The organism is Nocardioides sp. GY 10113 (assembly GCF_004919105.1).
Classification (GTDB): Bacteria; Actinomycetota; Actinomycetes; order Propionibacteriales; family Nocardioidaceae; genus Nocardioides.
The window spans coordinates 81,659-101,349 of sequence record NZ_STGK01000001.1 but is presented as its reverse complement, the minus strand read 5'-3'; the positions used below and the strand labels follow the sequence as shown (position 1 = coordinate 101,349).

At 73.6% G+C, this 19,691-nt stretch carries 18 protein-coding genes; 5 read left to right on the top strand and 13 right to left on the bottom strand.

Annotated elements, in window-relative coordinates; genetic code table 11:
- Positions 1 to 29 precede the first annotated feature (29 nt).
- Positions 30 to 719, bottom strand: coding sequence for a DUF305 domain-containing protein (locus tag E8D34_RS00425; protein ID WP_206056484.1), 690 nt, complete (start codon positions 717 to 719; stop codon positions 30 to 32).
- A gap of 28 nt (positions 720 to 747) precedes the next feature.
- On the bottom strand, positions 748 to 1,137 hold the full coding sequence (locus E8D34_RS00420) for a VOC family protein (protein ID WP_136592612.1): 390 nt from the start codon (positions 1,135 to 1,137) through the stop codon (positions 748 to 750).
- A gap of 96 nt (positions 1,138 to 1,233) precedes the next feature.
- Between E8D34_RS00420 and E8D34_RS00415 the strand changes: the two genes are divergently transcribed.
- The gene (locus E8D34_RS00415) at positions 1,234 to 4,611 is read left to right on the top strand and encodes a BTAD domain-containing putative transcriptional regulator (RefSeq protein ID WP_168929277.1); all 3,378 of its coding nucleotides are present in this window, start codon (positions 1,234 to 1,236) and stop codon (positions 4,609 to 4,611) included.
- A 78-nt stretch (positions 4,612 to 4,689) separates the two neighbouring features.
- On the opposite strand, the gene E8D34_RS00410 is transcribed toward E8D34_RS00415, so the two are convergent.
- The 7 genes from E8D34_RS00410 to dnaB all read right to left on the bottom strand — a co-directional run bounded on the left by E8D34_RS00410 (position 4,690) and on the right by dnaB (position 12,342).
- Positions 4,690 to 5,370 (bottom strand): hemerythrin domain-containing protein, encoded by a 681-nt coding sequence (locus E8D34_RS00410; RefSeq protein WP_136592610.1) that lies wholly within the window; start codon positions 5,368 to 5,370, stop codon positions 4,690 to 4,692.
- A gap of 183 nt (positions 5,371 to 5,553) precedes the next feature.
- Positions 5,554 to 7,689: an MMPL family transporter gene (locus E8D34_RS00405; protein WP_240771003.1), complete on the bottom strand. Its 2,136-nt coding sequence runs from the start codon at positions 7,687 to 7,689 to the stop codon at positions 5,554 to 5,556.
- A gap of 157 nt (positions 7,690 to 7,846) precedes the next feature.
- Positions 7,847 to 8,668: a DUF1028 domain-containing protein gene (locus tag E8D34_RS00400; RefSeq protein ID WP_136592609.1), complete on the bottom strand. Its 822-nt coding sequence runs from the start codon at positions 8,666 to 8,668 to the stop codon at positions 7,847 to 7,849.
- 87 nt (positions 8,669 to 8,755) lie between these two features.
- Complete coding sequence (locus E8D34_RS00395) at positions 8,756 to 9,688, bottom strand: cytochrome c biogenesis CcdA family protein (protein WP_136592608.1); 933 nt, start codon at positions 9,686 to 9,688, stop codon at positions 8,756 to 8,758.
- Entirely contained in the window at positions 9,688 to 10,284 is a 597-nt protein-coding gene (locus E8D34_RS00390) for a redoxin family protein (protein WP_136592607.1), read from the bottom strand. Before E8D34_RS00390 ends, E8D34_RS00395 begins: the two co-directional genes overlap by 1 nt.
- A 210-nt stretch (positions 10,285 to 10,494) precedes the next feature.
- Complete coding sequence (locus E8D34_RS00385; RefSeq protein WP_136592606.1) at positions 10,495 to 10,959, bottom strand: hypothetical protein; 465 nt, start codon at positions 10,957 to 10,959, stop codon at positions 10,495 to 10,497.
- 93 nt (positions 10,960 to 11,052) lie between these two features.
- Complete coding sequence (gene dnaB, locus E8D34_RS00380; RefSeq protein ID WP_206056496.1) at positions 11,053 to 12,342, bottom strand: replicative DNA helicase; 1,290 nt, start codon at positions 12,340 to 12,342, stop codon at positions 11,053 to 11,055.
- Between the two features lie 639 nt (positions 12,343 to 12,981).
- Here dnaB and E8D34_RS00375 point away from each other — a divergent pair.
- On the top strand, positions 12,982 to 14,361 hold the full coding sequence (locus E8D34_RS00375) for an MATE family efflux transporter (protein WP_136592605.1): 1,380 nt from the start codon (positions 12,982 to 12,984) through the stop codon (positions 14,359 to 14,361).
- Positions 14,362 to 14,566: 205 nt separating this feature from the next.
- On the opposite strand, the gene rplI is transcribed toward E8D34_RS00375, so the two are convergent.
- From rplI to rpsF, 4 genes are all read right to left on the bottom strand, one after another.
- Positions 14,567 to 15,013, bottom strand: coding sequence for a 50S ribosomal protein L9 (rplI, locus tag E8D34_RS00370; protein WP_136592604.1), 447 nt, complete (start codon positions 15,011 to 15,013; stop codon positions 14,567 to 14,569).
- 25 nt (positions 15,014 to 15,038) lie between these two features.
- Positions 15,039 to 15,275, bottom strand: coding sequence for a 30S ribosomal protein S18 (rpsR, locus tag E8D34_RS00365; protein WP_136592603.1), 237 nt, complete (start codon positions 15,273 to 15,275; stop codon positions 15,039 to 15,041).
- A gap of 112 nt (positions 15,276 to 15,387) precedes the next feature.
- Positions 15,388 to 15,960 carry a single-stranded DNA-binding protein gene (locus E8D34_RS00360; protein ID WP_136592602.1) on the bottom strand — a complete coding sequence of 191 codons (573 nt, stop codon included), beginning with the start codon at positions 15,958 to 15,960 and terminating at the stop codon, positions 15,388 to 15,390.
- 124 nt (positions 15,961 to 16,084) lie between these two features.
- The gene (gene rpsF, locus E8D34_RS00355) at positions 16,085 to 16,372 is read right to left on the bottom strand and encodes a 30S ribosomal protein S6 (protein ID WP_136592935.1); all 288 of its coding nucleotides are present in this window, start codon (positions 16,370 to 16,372) and stop codon (positions 16,085 to 16,087) included.
- Between the two features lie 224 nt (positions 16,373 to 16,596).
- Here rpsF and E8D34_RS00350 point away from each other — a divergent pair, with 224 nt between their 5' ends.
- The 3 genes from E8D34_RS00350 to E8D34_RS00340 are packed head-to-tail and all read left to right on the top strand — an operon-like array spanning position 16,597 to position 19,676.
- On the top strand, positions 16,597 to 17,394 hold the full coding sequence (locus E8D34_RS00350; protein WP_136592601.1) for a deoxyribonuclease IV: 798 nt from the start codon (positions 16,597 to 16,599) through the stop codon (positions 17,392 to 17,394).
- Positions 17,395 to 17,443: 49 nt separating this feature from the next.
- Positions 17,444 to 18,604, top strand: a complete 1,161-nt coding sequence (locus E8D34_RS00345) for a peptidoglycan bridge formation glycyltransferase FemA/FemB family protein (RefSeq protein ID WP_136592600.1) — start codon at positions 17,444 to 17,446, stop codon at positions 18,602 to 18,604.
- Between the two features lies 1 nt (position 18,605).
- A complete protein-coding gene (locus tag E8D34_RS00340; protein ID WP_136592599.1) occupies positions 18,606 to 19,676 on the top strand; it encodes an alanine racemase in 1,071 nt (356 codons plus the stop codon).
- Positions 19,677 to 19,691: the final 15 nt, after the last annotated feature.

Sequence of the window (19,691 nt, the reverse complement as noted above, 5' to 3'; positions counted from 1 at the left end):
TTGCGGGGCCTTCGCCACGTCCGGGTCCGTCAGGATCCGAGCATCGTCCGCATCAGCTTGATCTCCTCGGCCTGCGACTTCTCGATCCGGGCCGCGAGGCGCACGGCCGGCCGGTACAGGCCGTCGGCCTGCTCGTCCTGCGCCATCTCGATGGCGCCGAGGTGGTGGTCGATCATCATGGTGAGCCACATGTCCTCGAACACGAGGGACTGCTCGAGGGTCTCGAAGTCGTCGGCGTCCATCATCCCCGGCATGTCGTCGTCGAGCCCCTCCATGGCGTCGCCCATGTGGCCCATCCCGTCGGGATCGTCGAGGTCGCCCATGCCGTGACCGCCGTTGACGTGGTCGCGCATGGTCTCGGGGATCTCCTCACCCCACTCCGAGAGCCAGTCCACCATCTGCTCGATCTCCGGCGCCTGGGCCTCGCGGATGTCGATCCCGAGCTGCTGCAGCTGGGGGTCGTCGGTGCGGGCGCGGAGCATGTCCACCATCACGAGCGCCTGGGCATGGTGCGGGATCATCGCGGTCGCGAAGTCGACGTCGGCCTGGTTGTGGTCCGTCGCCGAGGTCCCCGCACCGCTGCCGCCCGAGCCGTCCTCACCGTCGTCGCTGCACCCGGAGACGACGAGCGTCAGGCCGAGCAGGAGCGCGGCCAGCGCGCGGGTGGGTCGTGCGAGGGCGGGCCGTCGCCGGCCCGGCGGGCGAGTGTCACCGGTCACCCGACCAGCCTAGGACGGGTCCCCAGGATCACTCCTGGGACGGCGGGCACAGGCAGAACGGGTGGCCGTCGGGGTCGATCATCACCCGCCAGGTCGCCCCCTCGGGCTGCTCCGCGGCGACGGTCGCACCGAGCGCCTCCGCGTGGGCGATCGCCGCGGCCAGGTCGCCGACCCTCAGGTCGAGGTGGAACTGCTGAGGATGGGCCTGCCCGGGCCACTCGGGCCGGCCGTAGTCCGCGACGGACTGGAAGTTGAGCGTCTGGCCCAGGATCTCGACCTGGGCGTAGCCGTACTCCGGGTACTCCCCGGTCACCTCGCCGCCGGCCAGGTCGGCGTAGAAGCGGGCGGCCCGCGAGGCGTCGGGGGTGTCGATGGTGAACGCGATGAATCCGGTGACGGGCGTCGTGGAGGAGGTCATGCGTCCACCCTCCACCCGGGCGCCGACAGCGCACCGGGGACGTTGCCCGCGTCCGGGTGATGTCGGCGACCGCTCCGCGCGCCTATGCTCCGATCCATGTGGGTCGGCGTCCTCGGCCCGACGCTCGTCACCGAGGCCGGACGGGCGATCGAGATCCCGGTGGCCAAGCACCGCGCGCTGCTCGCCGCACTCGCCCTCGCGGGCGAGCGCGGGAGCACCAGTGACACCCTGGTCGAGGCCCTGTGGGGGCTCGACGCTCCCCCCACTGCCGGCGCCACGCTGCAGACCTACGTCTCCCAGGTCCGGCGGGTGCTGGAGCCCGCGCTGGCGGCGCGCGGGCGCTCGGCGTACCTGGTCAGCACCGACGGCGGCTACCGGCTGCACGCCGAGGTGGACGCGACGTCGTTCGCCGACGCCATCCGCTCGGTGCATGCCGCGATGGATGGGCTGACCCGGGCCGCCGTGCCGGTCTCGACCGACCCCACCGCCGACGCGGCGCTGCTGACCCGCCTGGACGGGACTCTCGCGGCCTGGCGTGGCGAGCCGTACGCCGACCTGCCCGACTCCGACCTGGTCACCCCCGAGCGAGCCCGCCTGGCGGAGCTGCGCAGCCTGGCCCGCGAGGACCACGCCACGCTGCTGGTCGGGCTGGGTCGGGACGCGGAGGCGATCGCCGACCTCGAGCGGCTCGCGGCGGACGCGCCGCTCCGGGAGCGACCGGCGGCCCTGCTCGCGGTCGCGCTGGCCCGCTGCGGCCGGCAGGCCGACGCGCTGGCCGCCCTGGACCGGCTCCGGGCCGACCTCGACGCCGACCTGGGGCTGGAGCCGTCGGCGGCGGTCAACGACCTGCAGACGGCCGTGCTGCGGCACGCGCTGCCCTCGGCTCCACCGGCCGCGGGCACCCCGACCGGCGCGACCGCACCCGCCGCCTCCGAGGGGCCGGTCCCGGCCAGTCCCCCGGCCGCGCGGATCGTCCTCCCCGACTGGGGGCTGGTCGGCCGCGAGGCCCAGCTGGCGGCTCTCGACGCGGTGCTGAGCGAGGCGGACCGGGGCGTCCCGCAGTTCGTCACCGTGCGCGGGGAACCCGGCGCCGGCAAGACCCGGCTGGGCACGGAGTTCGCGCTGCGGGCCCGGGAGCGCGGCGCGCTGGTCCTGGTGGGCCGCTGCTCGCAGGAGGAGGACGCGCCCCCGCTCTGGCCGTGGCTCCAGGCGCTGGGCGAGGCCGTCGCGGGCCTCGGCCTGCCGAGCGCCGCGGGGGGCGACCACGATGCGGCCCGCTTCGCGCTCGCCGAGTCGATCCGGACCACCCTGGCGGGCCTGGCCACGGACCGGACGGTGGTGCTCGGGCTGGAGGACCTGCACTGGGCCGACCCCTCGACGCTGCGGGTGCTGCGCCACCTCGCCGCGCACCTCGACACCGGCCGGCTGATGGTGGTCGGCACGTGGCGGCGCGGCGCCCGGCAGCGGGTGCGGCCGCTGGCCGAGGCGGCGGAGGCGCTGGCGCGGCGGCACGCCGTCGACCTCGAGCTGACCGGGCTGTCGCCCGAGGAGAGCTCGCGACTGCTCGCCGACGTGGCCGGGGTGACCGACCCCGAGGTCGCCGCCGCGCTGCACCGGCGCACCGACGGCAACCCGTTCTTCCTGATCGAGTACGGGCGGCTGGCGCGCGACGAGGGCAGCGACCTGCCGACGTTGATGGCCCGGGTGCCGGCCACCGTCGCCGCGGTGGTCGACCGGCGTATCGCCCAGCTGCCCGCCACCAGCACCGGCGCGCTGACGGCCGCCGCCGTGATCGGGCGGGAGTTCGACCTGGACCTGCTGGCCGACGCCCTGGGCACCGACGAGGACACGACGCTGGCCGAGCTCGAGCCCGCGCTCGCGGTCGACCTGCTCCAGGACCTCGGCGACGACCGGTTCCGGTTCGCGCACGCGCTCGTTCGTGATGCGGCGTACGACGGCCTGGGTCGGTCGCGCCGCGAGCGGATGCACGCGACGCTGGCGGGGCTGGTCGAACAGGCTCCCGACGCTGACCGCCGGGTCGCGGAGGTCGCTCGACACTGGGCGGCCGCGGGCCGCCGGTACCGCCGCCGGGCCCACCTCGCGGCCGCCCGCGCCGGCACCCAGGCGCTGGCCGCGCACGCCGCCGACGAGGCCCGCGACCATCTCGCCACCGCGCTGGCGCTGCACGCCGAGGACCCCGCGGGCACCGAGCGGGAGCGCTTCGAGCTGCTGGTCGACTACGCGGAGGCGTGCCGGTGGAGCACCCGGCGGCTGGAGATGCACGAGGCGATCGACGAGGCCGTCGTGCTGGCCGGGCGGTTCGGCGAGCCGGCGCAGGTGGTCCGGGCGGCCCGGATCGCGACCACGGACGCGCTGTGGCCGGCCCGCGCCTACGGCCAGCGCAACGACGCGGTGATCGCCACGATCCAGGAGGCGCTCGACGCGCTGCCCGCCTCGGAGCTGGAGGCCACCACCGAGGAGCTCGCCGTGCGTGCCCGCCTGCTGCTGGCGCTCGCCTCGGAGAGCTACTACGCGGTCTCCGCGGACGAGGTCGAGTCGATCACGGCGGCGGCGGTCGCGACCGCCCGCCGGGTAGGGGACGACGTGCTGCTGTCCGAGGCGCTGCTCGGTGCCACCGTCGCCGCGGACCGCCGCAGCGCCGCGACGTCGCGCCGGGCCTGGTGCGAGGAGGGGCTGGCGCTCGCCGAGCGCACCGGCGACGTCCGGATGCGGACCAACCTGCGGATGCTGCTGACCGCGGCCCGGTGCGAGCTCGGCGACCTGCCCGACGCGACCGAGGAGCTGGTCGACGTCGTACGCGCCGCCCGGGCCGAGCGGCTCTACCTGGTGGAGATGGTCGGGCTGACGCTGCAGCACAGCTGGGCGGCGATGCGCGGCGACGAGGAGGAGATCGCGAGCACGTTCGCCGACCTGACGGCCTGCTTCGAGCGGGTCTCCACCGCGCACAAGGTGGACATCGTCGGTGGCGCCGCGCTCTTCGTGCCGCTGTGGTGCCCCGGGGTCGAGGCGCCGCCGCCGGAGTCGGTGCTCCGGTTCCTCGACGAGGCAGCGATCCCGGTCGGGCCGGCGGGCGCGATCCTGGCGCTGCGCACCGGCCAGCCGGAGGTCGCGCGGGCGCTGTTCGACCGGTACGGCGTCGAGCTCGACACCGACAACTGGTTCTCCCCGTTCCTCTGGAGCCTCGGCGCCGAGCTCGGCCTGGGCCTCGGCGAGCGGGACGTCGCCGCCCGCGCCTACGCCCGCCTGGCGCCGTACGCCGGGACGTGCGTGCTCTCGGGCACCTCGCCGGCGCACGGGCCGGTCGACGCCTACCTGGCGCTGGCCGCGGCAGCCGTCGGGGAGACCGACCTGGCCACCGAGCACGCGGACGCGGGGCTCGCACTGACCCGGGCATGGCGGATCCCGCAGGTCGAGCGGTGGTTGCTCGACCTGCGGGAGCGCCATGGTTTCTAGCGGCAGGCGGCTAGAGGATCTCCGGGCCGGGCACGTGGCGGAACGCCCGCCGCTCGGCGCGGCCGTGACGACCCCGGCTCAGCCACCAGACCACCCGCATCGCCGGGCCGGCCATCGCGAACGCCTTCCCCCGCGCAGCGGCGGGGAGCCCGTCGGCGACCCAGGGCACCAGCCGGAACAGGAACGCGGGCCGTTCTGGGACTCGAAGGCCTCCGCCTCGATCCGGTCCCAGTCCTCCGGCGTGAGGTGACGCTGCAGGATCGCCATCGCGTCGGTCTCCTCGTGGGCGAGGTGCTGGCCGAGGAGCTGGTTCGCCTCGGCCATCCGGACCGCGAGGGCGGCGCGGGCCGCCTCCCGCTCCGCGCCGGTGCCCCCGCCGGCGGCCAACGCGGCGAGCCGCTCGGCACAGGACCGCAGCAGCGGGTCGATGCCGGCGTGCTCGGCCTCCATCGCCTCCAGGGTGGCCCGCTCGTGCTCGTCGGCCCGCTCCAGCAGCGCGGGCCACACGCCGGCGTCCTCCCCGGTGTGGTGGTGGTGCAGGACCTCAGCGAGGAGGTCCCACCGCCGGGCGAGGGCCGCCCAGGTGGCGCTGTCGTCGGCCGGGGTGTGCTCGGCAGCCGCGGCGAAGCGACGCAGGTCCCGCCGGAACCCGTGGTGCATCAGGTACATCATCGACATGTCCACCGGGCCCTCCGGCGCGGCCGCCTGGCCGGGCAGGAACAGCTGGTCGGGGTGGGTGGTGGTCGGGGTGGCGCTCATGGTCTCTCTCGTCTCTTCGGTGAGGGTGGGGGTGGGGGTGCTGGCGGGGGTGGGGGTGCTGCGGTCGGTCCGGTCGACCGGTCGGGCCTGGCCCCGATGGGGTCGTGTGCCTGAGGCCCTCATGGGGAGGGGCGTGGGGCACACGACCCCGGACAGCTGGCGGGTGAGATGCGGGGTCATCGCTCAGGCCTCGGCGGGGGCGAGGTCGCTGTCCGCTGCGGCGCTGCCGGCTGCGAGCTGCGCGGCGGGACGGGCGGTGGGGAACGGACGTCCCGGGAACCACCAGTTCCAGCGGCCCAGCAGCGTCATCGTGGCGGGCACCAGGACCATCCGGACGACGGTCGCGTCCAACGCGACGGCGACCGCGAGGCCGACGCCGATCATCTTGACGACGACCCCGTGCTCGGTGGCGAAGCCGAGGAAGACGGCGACCATGATCGCGGCGGCCACCGAGATCACCCGGCCGGTCGAGGCGAGCCCGCGGACCACGCTGCCCTTGGCATCGCCGGTGTCGAGCCAGTCGTCGCGGATCGCCGAGAGCAGGAAGACCTCGTAGTCCATCGACAGGCCGAACAGCACCGCGAAGAGCAGGATCGGCACCCAGCTGGAGACCGGGATCGCGTGGTCCACGCCGAGCAGCCCCGCGCCGTACCCGTGCTGGAAGACCAGCACCAGCACGCCGTACGCCGCCGAGATCGACAGCAGGTTCATCGCCGCCGCCTTGATCGGCACCACGATCGAGCGGAACATCACGGCCAGCAGGACCACCGAGACGGCGACCACGAACCCGACGACCAGCCACAGCCGCTTCGCCAGCAGGTCGGAGATGTCACCGAGCACGGGGGTGTAGCCGGTCGCCTCGGCGCCGTCGGGCAGCACCTCGTCGCGCAGCCGGTCGATCAGCGCGCCGGTCTGCTCCGTGCTCGGGCCCGTGGTCGGCTCGACGTCCCAGATCGCGATCGCGCCGTCGGGCGAGGTGACCGCCGGCGTGGAGGCGGCGACCTCGGGCAGGGCGTCCACCTCCGCGCGGAGCGCCGTCACCTCCGCGGGGGTGAGGTCGTCCAGGTCGGCGACCACCGTGATCGGGCCGTTGGCACCCTCCCCGAACTCCGCGGCGATCAGGTCGTACGACGCCCGGGTGGTGCTGCCCTGGGGGTCGCTGCCGCCGTCCTGGGGCCACGTGCGCATGCCGAGCGCCGGGGCGCCGAGGGCGACCAGCAGGACCAGGGCCAGGGCACCCCAGGCGACCGGGCGACGGGCCACGACGCGGGCCCAGCGGCCGCTGAGCGGCTCCCTCCCGGACGCCGGGGCGGACGCGGCCGCCTCGGTGCGGCCGCGGCGCTCGCGCCGCGGCATCAGCCGCCGTCCCGCCAGCCCGCACAGCGCCGGCACCAGGGTCAGTGCGGCCAGCATCACGCCGGTCACGGTGAGCGCGGTGGCGAAGCCGAAGGCGCTGAACGTCGGCAGCCCTGCGAACCGCAGGCCGAGCAGCGAGACGAGCACGGTCAGCCCGGCGCCGAGGACGGAGCGGCCCGCGGTGGCGGTGGCGTGCGCCGCCGCCTGGACCGGGGTAGCGCCGGCCCGCAGCTGGGCGACGTGCCGGGTGACGATGAGCAGGGCGTAGTCGATCCCGACGCCGAGCCCGACCATCGTGGCGACGGTGGGCGCGGTCGGCGAGACGTCGATGACCGCGGCCAACAGCGTCACGCCGGCGGACCCGGCGAAGAGGCCGGCCAGCGCCGTGGCGATCGGCAGACCGGCGGCGACCACCGAGCCGAACGCGATCACCAGCAGCACCAGCGCCAGCAGTACGCCGACCATCTCGCCGCGCCCGTCGAACTCGCCGACGGTGGCGGGCAGCTCCCCGCCGAGCTCGACCTGGTAGCCGGCCGACTCCGCCGGCTCGGCGGCCGCGGTCAGCCCGTCGGTCTTCCCCAGCAGGTCCGGGTCGGTGGTGGGCACGTCGTACCGGACGTAGAGCAGGGCGGTGTCGCCGTCCTCGGAGACGCGCGGGGTGACGGAGGCGACGTGGTCGCTGGCCGCCAGCCGGTCGACGACGTCGCCGACCACCGCGTCCGCCAGCGGAGCGTCATCGTGCAGGACCACCTGGGCCGAGGCGCCACCGGCGTCGGGGAAGTGGTCGCGGATGGTCTCGATACCGGCCTGGCCGCGCGTGCCGGGGACGTTCCAGTCCTCGCGCAGCGCGCCGCCGAGGGTCGAGCTCAGCCCGCCGAGCGCGGCCAGGAGCAGCAGCCAGGCGGTGATCGTGCGCCAGGGGTGGGCGGCGGTGGCCGCGCCGAGGCGGTGCAGGGTGTTCATCAGGGTCTCCGTGAGTGATCGGTGGATCGGTGGATCCACGGTCACGGGGACCGCTGGAGCGGGGCTGGAGCGGCGCTGGAGCGGCGCTGGAGTGCGCCTGGAGGGGCGGCTGGAGGGGCCGGGTGGCGGGTGGGTGGTCCGGGTTGCCCCCGGGCGGTCAGGCCCCGTCGCCGCGGATGATCGCCAGGATCCGCTCGTCGATCCACGAGGCGTCGTCGGCCACCCGCATCTCGTAGTTGTGGGTGCCCACCCAGGCGGCGAAGTCACGCGATCCGGCGGCCCGCGCGAGCTCCTCGAGCTCGGCGGCCAGCTCGGCGGTGACCGGCACCTTCTCGGCGTCGGTGGAGGCGGTCAGGTAGAGCTCGTGCAGGTCGAGCAGCCGGCCCAGCTCGGTGAGCGGCGCCGGGTGGTCGTCGACGCGCAGGTCGGCGGCGATGTCGTCGAGACCGCCGTACCCCGCGCCGTCGCGGACCACGAAGAGCGCGGCGGACTGGCGCCCGCGGGAGTCGCCGCCGGCGGCGTCGCCGGCGTCCATCGCCGCGAGGATCCGGCGGGCCAACGGGGCGTCCTCGTCGCTGGCGAGCCAGGCCGCCTCCATCGCCTCCACGACCTCGGGGCCGGTGAGGATGTTGCCCTGGATCGCGTACCCGTCGCCGATCGCGCCGCCCGCCCAGTCCAGGCAGGCGGCGCCGGTGTGGCTGGCGGCGTTGCCGTCGCTGTCGACGATGCCGACCTGTCGGTGGTCGCGGCCCTCGTCCTCCTCCAGCAGCCGCTGCAGGGCGACGCCGGCGGTCGCCCCGTCGTCGAGGTGGGCCAGCGCCAGGCCCTTGAAGGCGACGTTGGCGTCGGCCTGGGTGGCGATCGCGCCGACCCCGGCCACCGCGGCCGGCACCGCGGAGCCGACCGCCAGGAACTTGGAGGCCACGCCGATCCCCCAGGACTCACCGTCGGCGGAGCGGGCCACGATCGAGAACGTCATGGGTCACTCCTACGCCGTCGCGGGGTCACCGCGCCAGTGGCCGCGCCGGATCAGTCGGGGTGGTCCGGCGGTCGTTGGCCCGGGAGGTCACCGCTCGACCTTCGTCGGAGCCTCCACGGAGGAGCCGGCTGGGGCGTCGTCCCGGCCGGCGCGACGCCGACCGCGCACCACCACGCTGAGGACGGCGCCGGCCACGAGCGCGGCCAGCGCCACCGCGAGCCCGGTCAGGCCGATCGCCTCGGTGCGCTCGACCAGCCAGCGCTGGACCTCACCCGCCGCAGAGACGACGGGGTCCTGACCCGCACCGCCGTGCAGCACGCGCAGCTCCCAGGCGCCGTACCAGGCGACGTAGGCGCCGGCGAGGGCGAGCACCAGGCCGGCGACCCGGGTCGCGGGTCCACCGACGCGACGCATCGCGGCGACCGGACCGCGGCGGGCCAGCGCGACGGCGGTGGCGGCCACGCCCACGGCGACCCCCATGCCGAGCGCGTACGCCGCGAACAGCACCACCCCCGCGCCCGGGGAGCCGGCGCGGAAGCTGGTCACCACGACCGCGAGGAAGGGCGCGATGGTGCAGCCCAACGACGCCACGGCGTAGGAGGCACCGAAGCCGACCATCGCCGGCCAGCTCGCCACGACCGGCTTGCCCGAACCGCCACGCCGGCCCGGCAGACGCAGGCTGGGCAGCCGGCGCCCGGCGAGCACCCACAGCCCCGCGAGCGCGAGGACCACGCCGAGCACCACGGTGAACCACGGCAGGTAGGCCTGCACGGAGGCCGCGACCGGGGCGATGGCGAGGCCGAAGGCGACGAAGACGCCGGCGAACCCGAGCGTCAGCGCGACGGTGGCCCGCAGCGCCCGGGCGACGGCCGCGGTCGCGGTGGCCGGTTGGTCGCCGAGCACGAAGAGGGAGAGGTACGCCGGCAGCAGGGCGAAGCCGCACGGGTTGACGGCCGCCACCAGGCCGGCGCCCAGCGCGAGGCCGATCTCGCCGCTCTCGAGGTCCAGGCCGAGGGGCATCAGGCGCCGTCCGCGAGCTGCTCGACGAGGGTGTTGAGGCTGTCGTCGGTCAGGTAGCCCTCGGAGACGACCTCACCGTCGGCGTCGAGCACGGTGAAGGTCGACTGCGCGGTGACCTCGAAGTGCTGCCACACCTCGCCGGCGTCGTCGACGAGGTGCGTCACGTGCGGGATGTCGGCGGCCAGGTCCTCGATGGCGCCGGCGCTGTCGAGACCGCCGACACCCACGACGGCGACCTTCCCGTCGTACTGCTTCGCCAGGGCGGTGACGTTCGGGATCTGCGCCCGGCAGGTCGGGCACCACGGCGCCCAGAACCACAGCACGGCCGGGCTGCCGGCCAGCGAGGCGCCGTCGAACGTCGAGCCGTCGAGTGCGGTGGCCGTGAAGTCGAGGGTCTCCGGGACCGGTGTCGCGTCCTTCTCACCCGCACCGTTCGCGTGCTCGGTCGCGGGCTCTGGGCGGTCCGCGGGAGCGCTCGCGGTGACGGTGTCGGTGGCGCTGTCGGTGGCGCTGTCGGTGGTCCCCGCAGTTCCTTCCTGCGAGCCGCAGGCGGTGAGGAGGGCGAGGGAGGCAAGCAGGGAGACGAACCAGCGCATGCCTCCAGTATCGGCGGGCCCGCCGCGAACCGTGGACCGGGCGACCTTACGGAGTGGTGACGGTCGTGGGCGGGTGCGGGGCGGGTGCGGGGCGGAGGCGGGTGCGGGGCGGACCGCCACCAGGGTGGGTCGTGTGCCTGAGAACCCTCTCCAGGGCGGCGTCAGGCACACGACCGGCCCGAGGTGTCGCGCCGGGCGGGCGGGCGGTGATCAGCGAGCGAGACCCGCGCCGGTCCAGGCCTCGTCGGCTGTCACGTCCTCGAGGACGTCGAGCCAGGCGGGGACGACGGCCGACGGCTGGTCGCCGTCGTCGATCTCGGCGATCAGGCTCCCGTCCTCGTGCTCGTCGACGGCGACCAGCAGTCCGTCGCGACGGACCAGGTGCCGCCGCTTGCGCAGGACCCGGGCCGGCAGGGAGGCGAGCAGGGCCCACTCGTCGTCGTCGAGGTAGAAGTTCGTGCACGCCACCTCGGCAGGACCATCGGAGAGACGCACCTTGTGCCCGAGCTTGCGGGTGACGGTCCCGTCGCCGTCGCGCACCTCGCGCAGCCGCAGCCGGGTACCGGTGACGTACCGGTCGAGGATCTCCTTGGTCTCCGTCACGCCGTCGGGCAGCCGTGCCACGCGATACCTACGCTCGCGCTCCACCACTGCGTACTTCAAGGGCACCGACACGCCGTCAGGCTAGTTCCGCCCTCGGATCCGCCGCGGTTGAAGGGTGGGCAGACGAACCGAAGGATCGACTCGATCCGGGGACAGTCGGCGGACTCAGTGCGCCATGTCGACGAAGCGGCTGTAGTGGCCCTGGAAGGCCACGACGATGTCGCGGGTAGCACCGTTGCGGTGCTTGGCGATGATCAGGTCGGCCTCGCCGGGGCGGGTCGACTCCTTCTCGTAGACGTCGTCACGGTGCAGCAGGATGACCATGTCGGCGTCCTGCTCGATCGAGCCGGACTCACGCAGGTCGCTGGTCATCGGGCGCTTGTCGGCGCGCTGCTCGGAGCCACGGTTCAGCTGGGAGAGCGCGATGATCGGGACGTCGAGCTCCTTGGCCAGCAGCTTGATCTGCCGGGAGAACTCCGAGACCTCGACCTGCCGGGACTCGACCTTCTTGCCCGAGGTCAACAGCTGGAGGTAGTCGAGCACGATCAGCTTCAGGTCGTGCTTCTGCTTGAGCCGGCGCGCCTTGGCCCGGATCTCGGTCAGCGTCATGCCCGGCGAGTCGTCGATGAACATCGGCGACGCGGAGACCTTCGAGACGTGGCGGGCGAGACGCTCCCACTCCTCGGTGGTCATCTTGCCGTTGCGGATGTGGTTCAGCGGGATCCGCGCCTCGGCCGACAGCAGACGCATGGTGATCTCGGTGCGCGACATCTCCAGGCTGAAGAAGACCGACGCCATGTTGGCGCCGATCGAGGCGGCCCGACAGAAGTCGAGGGCCAGCGTGGACTTACCGACCGCGGGACGTGCCGCGACGATGATCATCTGCCCACCGTGGAACCCGTTGGTCAGATCGTTGAGCTCGGCGAACCCGGTCGGCACGCCGTACATGCCGTCGACGCGGTTCTCGATCGCCTCGATCTCGTCCAGGACGCTGTCCATGATGTCGCTCAGCGGCACGAAGTCCTCGGCCTTGCGACGGTCGGTGACCGAGTAGATCTCGGCCTGGGCCTGGTTGACGATGCTCTCGACGTCGCCCTCGCCGGCGTAGCTGATCTGGACGACCTTGGTGCCGGCGTCGACGAGGCGGCGCAGGATCGCCTTCTCGCGCACGATCTGGGCGTAGAAGCCGGCGTTGGCCGCGATCGGCACGTTGGCGGCGAGCGTGTGGAGGTACGGCGCTCCGCCGATCTTCTGCAGCTCGCCCCGGCGCTGGAGCTCGCCGGCGACGGTGACCATGTCCGCGGGCTCGCCGCGGCCGTAGAGGTCGAGGATCGCCTCGTGGATCGCCTCGTGCGCCGGCCGGTAGTAGTCGACGCCGCGCAGCACCTCGACGACGTCGGCGATGGCGTCCTTGGAGATCAGCATCGCGCCGAGCACGGACTGCTCGGCGGCCATGTCCTGCGGCGGCGTGCGGTCGCCCGGGCGCTGCGGCGCCTCACCCGGAGCGTAGGGCGCCGGCCCGTCCCCGAAGTCCTCCGGCGGGTCGTCGGTCCACGGACGCGAACCCGTCTCCGTCACGCTCACCGCGAGCCTCCCTCTGCGCCCGTACCGGGCATGTGCTGAACTGTCCGCCCGCCACCGGGCCACGTCCTCGAGCCTCGGCGAGAACCTTGCTCTGTATGGATCGGCAGCCTGCACCCTAGGTCGGACACAACCTCGGAAGCGAAACGCCGGGGGCGAAACTACGGCGCATCGGCCCGCTGGCGGAAGATCGTTATCCACAAGCCTTGGGGATAACCGGGTCAGAGGGGTGGACGACACGCAGGAACGTTGTGCACTGCCTGGGGATCGACCTGTGGAAATCCCCCCGGCTTCACGGCCGACACCCGCCTTGAACTGGGAAAACGTGTTTCCACCGCTGTTGGTAACAAAATCGGGACGTCGCATACCGATGTGATCCGGTTCACTTTCTCGCAACGTGCACGCCACACGGCAGCCTTGGTCCTTTGGTCCCGCATTCGGGACTTTCCACAGGTCTCGACCAGTTATCCACCGGCCGGATCCCCGGCCGACGACCCCCTGGAGGACAGCGTCATGCGGCGCCACCAGCAACAACGCTCCGAGGACCGGGAGATCGCGCGGATCGCGATCCCGGCGTTCCTCGCGCTGGTCGCCGAGCCACTGTTCCTCCTCGGGGACGCCGCGGTGATCGGCCACGTCGGCACCCGCGAGCTGGCGGGTCTCGGCATCGCCGGCACGGTGCTGCAGACCGTCGTCGGGCTGTGTGTCTTCCTGGCCTACGGGACCACCGCCGGGGTGGCACGTCAGCTCGGGGCGGGGCGTCGGACCGCCGCCCTGCGACAGGGCATCGACGGGCTCTGGCTCGCCCTGGCGATCGGACTGCCCGCGACGCTCGTCGTGGTCGCGCTCGCGGACCCGCTGGTCGCGGTGCTCGGGCCGCCGGCTGCGGTCGCCGAGCCGGCGGTGATCTACCTGCGCGTGGCCGCCCTCGGCATCGCCCCACTGCTCCTGATGCTGGCCGCGACCGGAGTGCTCCGCGGCCTGCAGGACACCGTCACGCCGATGGTGGTCGCGATCGTCGGGAGCGCGGCCAACCTCGCGCTCAACGTCGTCCTCGTCTTCGGCCTCGGTCCCGTCCCCCGCCTCGGCATCGCCGGCTCCGCGCTCGGCTCGGTGCTGGCGCAGGCCGCGGGCGCCGCCGTGCTGGTCTACGTCGTCGCGCGAGCGGCGCGGCGGGAGGGCGCGTCACTGCGCCCGCGCGCGGACGGGATCCGCGCGGCGGGTCGAGCCGGCGTACCGCTGCTGGTGCGCACGCTGACCCTGCGCGCGTCGCTGCTGGTCACCACCTACGCGGTGGTGCTCACCGCCGGCGGCGGGCCCGGCGGCGCGGTGCCGATCGCGACCCACCAGCTGGCGGTCACCATCTGGGGATTCCTGGCCTTCGCGCTGGACGCGATCGCGATCGCCGCACAGGCGATCACCGGCCGCTACCTGGGCGCCGGGGACGCCGCGGCCACCCGCGCGGTGACCGACCGGATGGTCCGCTGGGGCGTGGTCAGCGGGATCGTCACCGGCGTCGGCCTCGCCGCCGTCTCGCCCTGGCTGGGCGCGCTCTTCACGCCCGACGACGCGGTCCGCACGGCGCTGGTGCCGGTACTGCTGGTCGCCGCCCTCGCGCAACCGGTGGCCGGGGTGGTCTTCGTACTCGACGGCGTGCTGATCGGCGCCGGCGACGGCCGCTACCTGGCGTACGCCGGCCTGGTCGTCCTCGCGGCGTACGCGCCGGTCATGCTGCTCGCCGGAGCCCTCGGCGCCGGCCTGCCCGGGCTGTGGGTGGTCTTCTCGGTGCTGTTCATGGGCGGGCGGCTGGTCACGCTCGTGACGCGGTCACGGGGGTCGGCCTGGCTGGTCACCGGGTCGGTCGACCCGAGCCTGCGGCGCTCGGCGGAGTAGGCGCAGCGGGTGCCTGTCGCGTCGTCCCACGCGGCGCACGCGTCACGTGCGCGGAGGTCTTCCGGTGCGTGGCGGCCGTTGCACTGGCCGTCACGCCCGGGAATCCCCGGTCGACCGGGGATTCCGAGGTCCACCACGCCACCAGGAGATGCACAACGGCCGGCCCCCATCGGGGACCGGCCGTTGCGGCGTTCTACGAACGGGATCAGGCGGGGATCACGTTCAGCGCGACCGACGCGGAGACGTCGTCGTGCAGGCGCACCGAGATCGCGTGGTTGCCCAGCGACTTGATCGGCGAGCCGAGGACGATGGTCCGCTTGTCGATCGACTCGCCGGCGACCTCACCGAGCGCGTCGGCGATGACGGCGGCGGTGACGGTGCCGAAGAGGCGACCGGCCTGGCCGGCCTTCACCTTCACGTCGACCGGCTTGCCCTCGAGCTTGCCCTTGAGCTCGGCCGCGTGGGCCTCGTCGCGGACGGCGCGAGCGGCGCGAGCCTTCTTGATCGCGTCGGCCTCGGCCTGGGCGCCACGGCTCCACGCGATGGCGTGGCCCTGCGGCAGCAGGAAGTTGCGGCCGTAGCCCGACTTCACCTCGACGATGTCGCCGGCGGAACCGAGACCCTCGACCTCCTGGGTCAGGATGATCTTCATGTCAGCTCTCTCCTTCTCAGACCGGTCAGCGGCCGCTGGAGGTGTAGGGCAGCAGCGCGACCTCGCGAGCGTTCTTCACCGCCATGGCGATGTCACGCTGGTGCTGGACGCAGTTGCCGGTCACCCGACGGGCGCGGATCTTGCCGCGGTCGGAGATGAACTTCTTCAGCAGCGCGGTGTCCTTGTAGTCGACACCGGTCGCCTTCTCCTTGCAGAACTGGCAAACCTTCTTCTTAGGCTTGCGGACGACTGCCTTCGCCATTGTGGTGCTCCTCCTCAGAGCCCGGCCGCCTCAGTCACGAGCGACCGGAATGGTTGATGTGAATAGGTGAGGCGCGGGGCCGGACGGACCGGCCACCGCCGCCTCCGGTGGATCAGAAGGGGGGCTCGTCGTTCCCAGCGCCCGGGGTCGCCCACGGGTCGTTGGGCTGGCCGCCGCCGTAGCCGCCGCCCTGGCCGCCGCCGGACGGCTGGCCGCCCCACGGGTCCTGGGCGGGGGCGCCGCCGCCGGCTCGCTGGCCGCCGCCGTAGCCGCCGCCACCCTGGCCGCCGCCGTAGCCGCCGCCACCCTCGCCGGACGAGCGTCCGGCGCGGGCCACCTTGGCCGTGGCGTAGCGCAGCGAGGGGCCGACCTCTTCGACGTCGATCTCGAACGCGGTGCGCTTCTCCCCCTCGCGGGTCTCGTACTGCCGGGACTTCAGTCGTCCCTGCACCACGACGCGCATGCCCTTCTGGAGCGACTCGGCCACGTTCTCGGCCATCTGACGCCAGGCGGAGCAGGACAGGAACAGCGCCTCGCCGTCCTTCCACTCGTTCGACTGACGGTCGAACGTGCGGGGCGTGGACGCGATCCGGAAGTTCGCCACGGCCGCACCCGACGGGGTGAAGCGCAGCTCCGGGTCGTCGACCAGGTTGCCTACGACGGTGATGACGGTCTCGCCTGCCATTGTCTCTCCTCAGATGCCGGGACGTGCCGGGTCGGTGGGAAGCCTTCTTCCCCAGGTGTGCACATCGTGTCCGACACCGCCGACATGAGGGACGGCGACCCGCGGACTCGACGCGCGGCCTCGCTCAGGAAGCGGGGCGCAGCACCTTGGTGCGGAGGATGGCCTCGTTCAGGCCGAGCTGACGGTCGAACTCGTCGACGGTCGCGGGCTCGGCGGTGAGGTTGATGACGGCGTAGATGCCCTCAGCGTTCTTCTTGATCTCGTAAGCGAGACGACGACGACCCCACACGTCCACGTTGTCGACGGTGCCACCGTCGTTGCGGATCACGTTGAGGTACTTGTCGAGCGACGGCTGCACGGTGCGCTCGTCGAGGCTCGGGTCGAGGATGACCATGACTTCGTATGCACGCAAAGCGGTCTCCACCTCCTCTGGACTCAGGCGGCCGTGGACTTTCCACGGCAGGAGGGCTTTGCTGTCGCTGTCCACCATCGGTGATGGAAGCGACAGGTCAGGCTAACAGCGCGGACATGCCGGCTCCCAATCGCTGCCGAGCCCCGCCGGTACGCCGCCACGACCGCGCCGGGGCGACCGGGGCGACCGGCGGAACCGTCGGCGGCCCCACCTAACCTGGCCGCATGAGCCAGCTCCGCATCGGTGCCCACGTCGACCAGACCGACCCCCTCGCCGAGGCCGCCGACCGCGAGGCACCGCTGGTCCAGTTCTTCCTGGGCAACCCGCAGTCCTACAAGGGGCCGGTGCTGGCCTACGAGGACGGTGCGGAGGCCCTCCGCACCCGGGCGGCCGAGGCCGGCGTCGACCTGTACGTGCACGCGCCGTACCTGATCAACGTCGCCACCACGAACAACCGCCAGCGCATCCCGAGCCGCAAGCTCCTCCAGCAGCACATGGACGCGGCCGCCGAGATCGGCGCCAAGGGCCTGATCGTGCACGGCGGCCACGTCACCGACGAGGACGACCCGGCCAAGGGGTTCGACAACTGGCGCAAGGCCATCGAGGCCACCGACCTCAAGGTGCCGCTGCTGATCGAGAACACCGCCGGCGGCACCAACGCGATGACCCGGCACCTGGACCGGATCGCCCGGGTCTGGGACGCGATCTCGGCGGCGGAGGGCTTCGACATGGTCGGGTTCTGCCTCGACACCTGCCACGCGCACGCCGGCGGCAACGCCCTGGAGAGCGTCGTCGACGACATCCGTGCGATCACCGGCCGGATCGACCTGGTGCACGCCAACGACAGCCGCGACGACTTCGACTCCGGCGCCGACCGGCACGCCAACTTCGGGCAGGGCCTGATCGACCCCGACCTGCTGGCCCACGTGATCAAGGCGGCCGACGCCCCGGTGGTCCTGGAGACGCCGGGCGGCGCCGACGAGCACGTCGCCGACGCCGCCTGGCTGCGCGAGCGGCTCTGACCCGGCCCGGCCCGCCCGGCAGTCCCAACCCGCCCGATAGCCTCGTCCCATGCCGACCGAGCGCCCACTGACCCCGCGCCCGATCACCCTCCGCAGCATCAGCGCCGAGGAACACGCCGCCTACCTGGCGACCCTGGCCTCGGCGAGCTTCCTGCAGACGCCCGGCTGGGCGCGCGTGAAGCCCGAGTGGCGCAGCGAGTCGATCGGCTGGTTCGCCGCCGACGGGACCCAGTGCGGTGCCGCGCTGGTGCTGCACCGGCGGCTGCCGAAGCTCAACCGGACGCTCGCCTACCTGCCCGAGGGCCCGGCGATCGACTGGTACGACGACGACCTGGCCGCCTGGCTGGCCCCGCTCGTCGCACACCTCAGGAAGCAGGGCGCCTTCGCCGTCCGGATCGGTCCGCCGGTGATCGTGAACCGCTGGACGGCGGCGCAGGTCAAGGAGGGGATCGCCGACGATGACGTGCGGCTGCTGCGCCAGATCCCGCCGACCGAGCGCTGCGCCGGCGGCGCCCGGGTGCTCGCGCAGCTGACGGAGCTCGGCTGGCGCCACCAGGGCGTCGAGGGCGGCTTCGCGGCCGGACAGCCCGAGTTCGTCTTCCAGGTCCCGCTGGTCGACGCCGAGGGCACGCCGCGCACCGAGGACGAGGTCCTCAAGGGGATGAACCAGCTGTGGCGGCGCAACATCAAGAAGGCGGCGAAGGAGGGCGTCGAGGTCACCCTGGGCTCCCGGGGCGACCTGGCGGCGTTCCACGAGCTGTACCGACACACCGCCGAGCGCGACCACTTCACCCCGCGCCCCGCGTCGTACTTCGAGACGATGTACGACGCGCTGACCGATGAGGACCCGGGCCGGTTCCGGCTCTGGCTGGCCCACCACGACGGCGACCTGGTGGCGGCGACGATCGCGATCCAGGTCGGCGAGCACGCCTGGTACTCCTACGGCGCCTCCTCCACCGAGAAGCGCGAGGTGCGCGGCTCCAACGCGGTGCAGTGGGCGATGATCCGCGACGCGCTGGAGCGCGGCGCGAGCGTCTACGACCTGCGCGGGATCACCGAGACCCTCGACGCCGGCGACTCCCACGTCGGCCTGATCCAGTTCAAGGTCGGCACCGGCGGCGAGGCCGTCCAGTACGCCGGCGAGTGGGACCTGCCGATCAGCCGGGCGCTGTACAAGGCCTTCGACCTCTACATGAAGCGGCGGGGTTGAGATGAGCCTGACCCTGACCGTCGACGGGCCCCGCTGGCGGGCGCACCTGGAACGGGTCGCCGACGACCACCCCGGCCTGGTGCCGGTGGCCAAGGGCAACGGCTACGGCTTCGGGCTGGCGCGCCTGGCACGCAAGGCCCAGTGGCTGGTCGACCGTGGCCACGACGTGCCGGCGCTGGCGGTCGGCACCTACGAGGAGCTGCCCGACGTCGCCACCCGGTGGCACGGCGACCTGCTGGTGCTCACCCCGTGGCGCCCCTGGGTGGCCCTGCCCGACCCGGCCATCGGCAAGAGGCTGATCCACACCGTCAGCCGCCTCGACGACCTCAAGGCCCTGCTCCACGCCGACCCGACCGCCCGGATCGTGCTGGAGCGGATGACCAGCATGCGCCGCCACGGGATGGCGGCGCGGGAGCTGTGGGAGGCCGGCGAGCTGCTCCGCAAGCACCCCGGCGCGCGGGTCGAGGGCCTCGCGCTGCACCTACCGCTGGCCGCCGGCGGCCACTACGGCGAGGTGACCCAGCTGATCACCGACGCGGTCGGCGCCGACCTGCCGGCACTCTCCACGGTCTGGGTCAGCCACCTCACCGACGCCGAGCTGGCCCGCCTCGGCACCGAGTACGCCGACTTCACGATCCGGCCGCGGATCGGCACCGCGCTGTGGCTCGGCGACCGCGACGCCCTGACGGTGAGCGCCACCGTGCTGGACGTGCACGAGATCGCCCGCGGTGAGCACTACGGCTACCGGGGACGCAGCGCCCCGAAGGACGGTCACCTGCTGGTGGTCAGCGGTGGCACCGCGCACGGCATCGGGCTGGAGGCGCCGACCGGCGACCACTCGCTCAAGGCGCGCGCGGCGACCATCGCCCGCGGCGGGCTGGACGCGGCCGGCCTCGTGCGCTCGCCGTACTCGATCGACGGCAAGCAGCGGCTCTTCGCCGAGCCGCCGCACATGCAGGCCTCGATGCTCTTCCTGCCCGGCGGCGCGCACGTGCCCGCCGTGGGCGACGAGATCGAGGTGCGGGTGCGCTACACCGCGACGGCGTTCGACCGGGTCGTCCTCACCGACTGACCACGGGCGGGCCGG

Coding starts and splice junctions, on each gene's coding strand:
- rpsR (WP_136592603.1), bottom strand. CDS start 15,275: ATGGCGAAGGCAGTCGTCCGCAAGCCTAAGAAGAAGGTTTGCCAGTTC.
- E8D34_RS00400 (WP_136592609.1), bottom strand. CDS start 8,668: ATGACGTTCTCGATCGTGGCCCGCTCCGCCGACGGTGAGTCCTGGGGG.
- E8D34_RS00340 (WP_136592599.1), top strand. CDS start 18,606: ATGAGCCTGACCCTGACCGTCGACGGGCCCCGCTGGCGGGCGCACCTG.
- E8D34_RS00360 (WP_136592602.1), bottom strand. CDS start 15,960: ATGGCAGGCGAGACCGTCATCACCGTCGTAGGCAACCTGGTCGACGAC.
- E8D34_RS00405 (WP_240771003.1), bottom strand. CDS start 7,689: ATGAACACCCTGCACCGCCTCGGCGCGGCCACCGCCGCCCACCCCTGG.
- E8D34_RS00390 (WP_136592607.1), bottom strand. CDS start 10,284: ATGCGCTGGTTCGTCTCCCTGCTTGCCTCCCTCGCCCTCCTCACCGCC.
- E8D34_RS00420 (WP_136592612.1), bottom strand. CDS start 1,137: ATGACCTCCTCCACGACGCCCGTCACCGGATTCATCGCGTTCACCATC.
- E8D34_RS00375 (WP_136592605.1), top strand. CDS start 12,982: ATGCGGCGCCACCAGCAACAACGCTCCGAGGACCGGGAGATCGCGCGG.
- E8D34_RS00350 (WP_136592601.1), top strand. CDS start 16,597: ATGAGCCAGCTCCGCATCGGTGCCCACGTCGACCAGACCGACCCCCTC.
- E8D34_RS00345 (WP_136592600.1), top strand. CDS start 17,444: ATGCCGACCGAGCGCCCACTGACCCCGCGCCCGATCACCCTCCGCAGC.
- E8D34_RS00410 (WP_136592610.1), bottom strand. CDS start 5,370: ATGAGCGCCACCCCGACCACCACCCACCCCGACCAGCTGTTCCTGCCC.
- rplI (WP_136592604.1), bottom strand. CDS start 15,013: ATGAAGATCATCCTGACCCAGGAGGTCGAGGGTCTCGGTTCCGCCGGC.
- E8D34_RS00415 (WP_168929277.1), top strand. CDS start 1,234: ATGTGGGTCGGCGTCCTCGGCCCGACGCTCGTCACCGAGGCCGGACGG.
- E8D34_RS00395 (WP_136592608.1), bottom strand. CDS start 9,688: ATGCCCCTCGGCCTGGACCTCGAGAGCGGCGAGATCGGCCTCGCGCTG.
- dnaB (WP_206056496.1), bottom strand. CDS start 12,342: ATGGCCGCCGAGCAGTCCGTGCTCGGCGCGATGCTGATCTCCAAGGAC.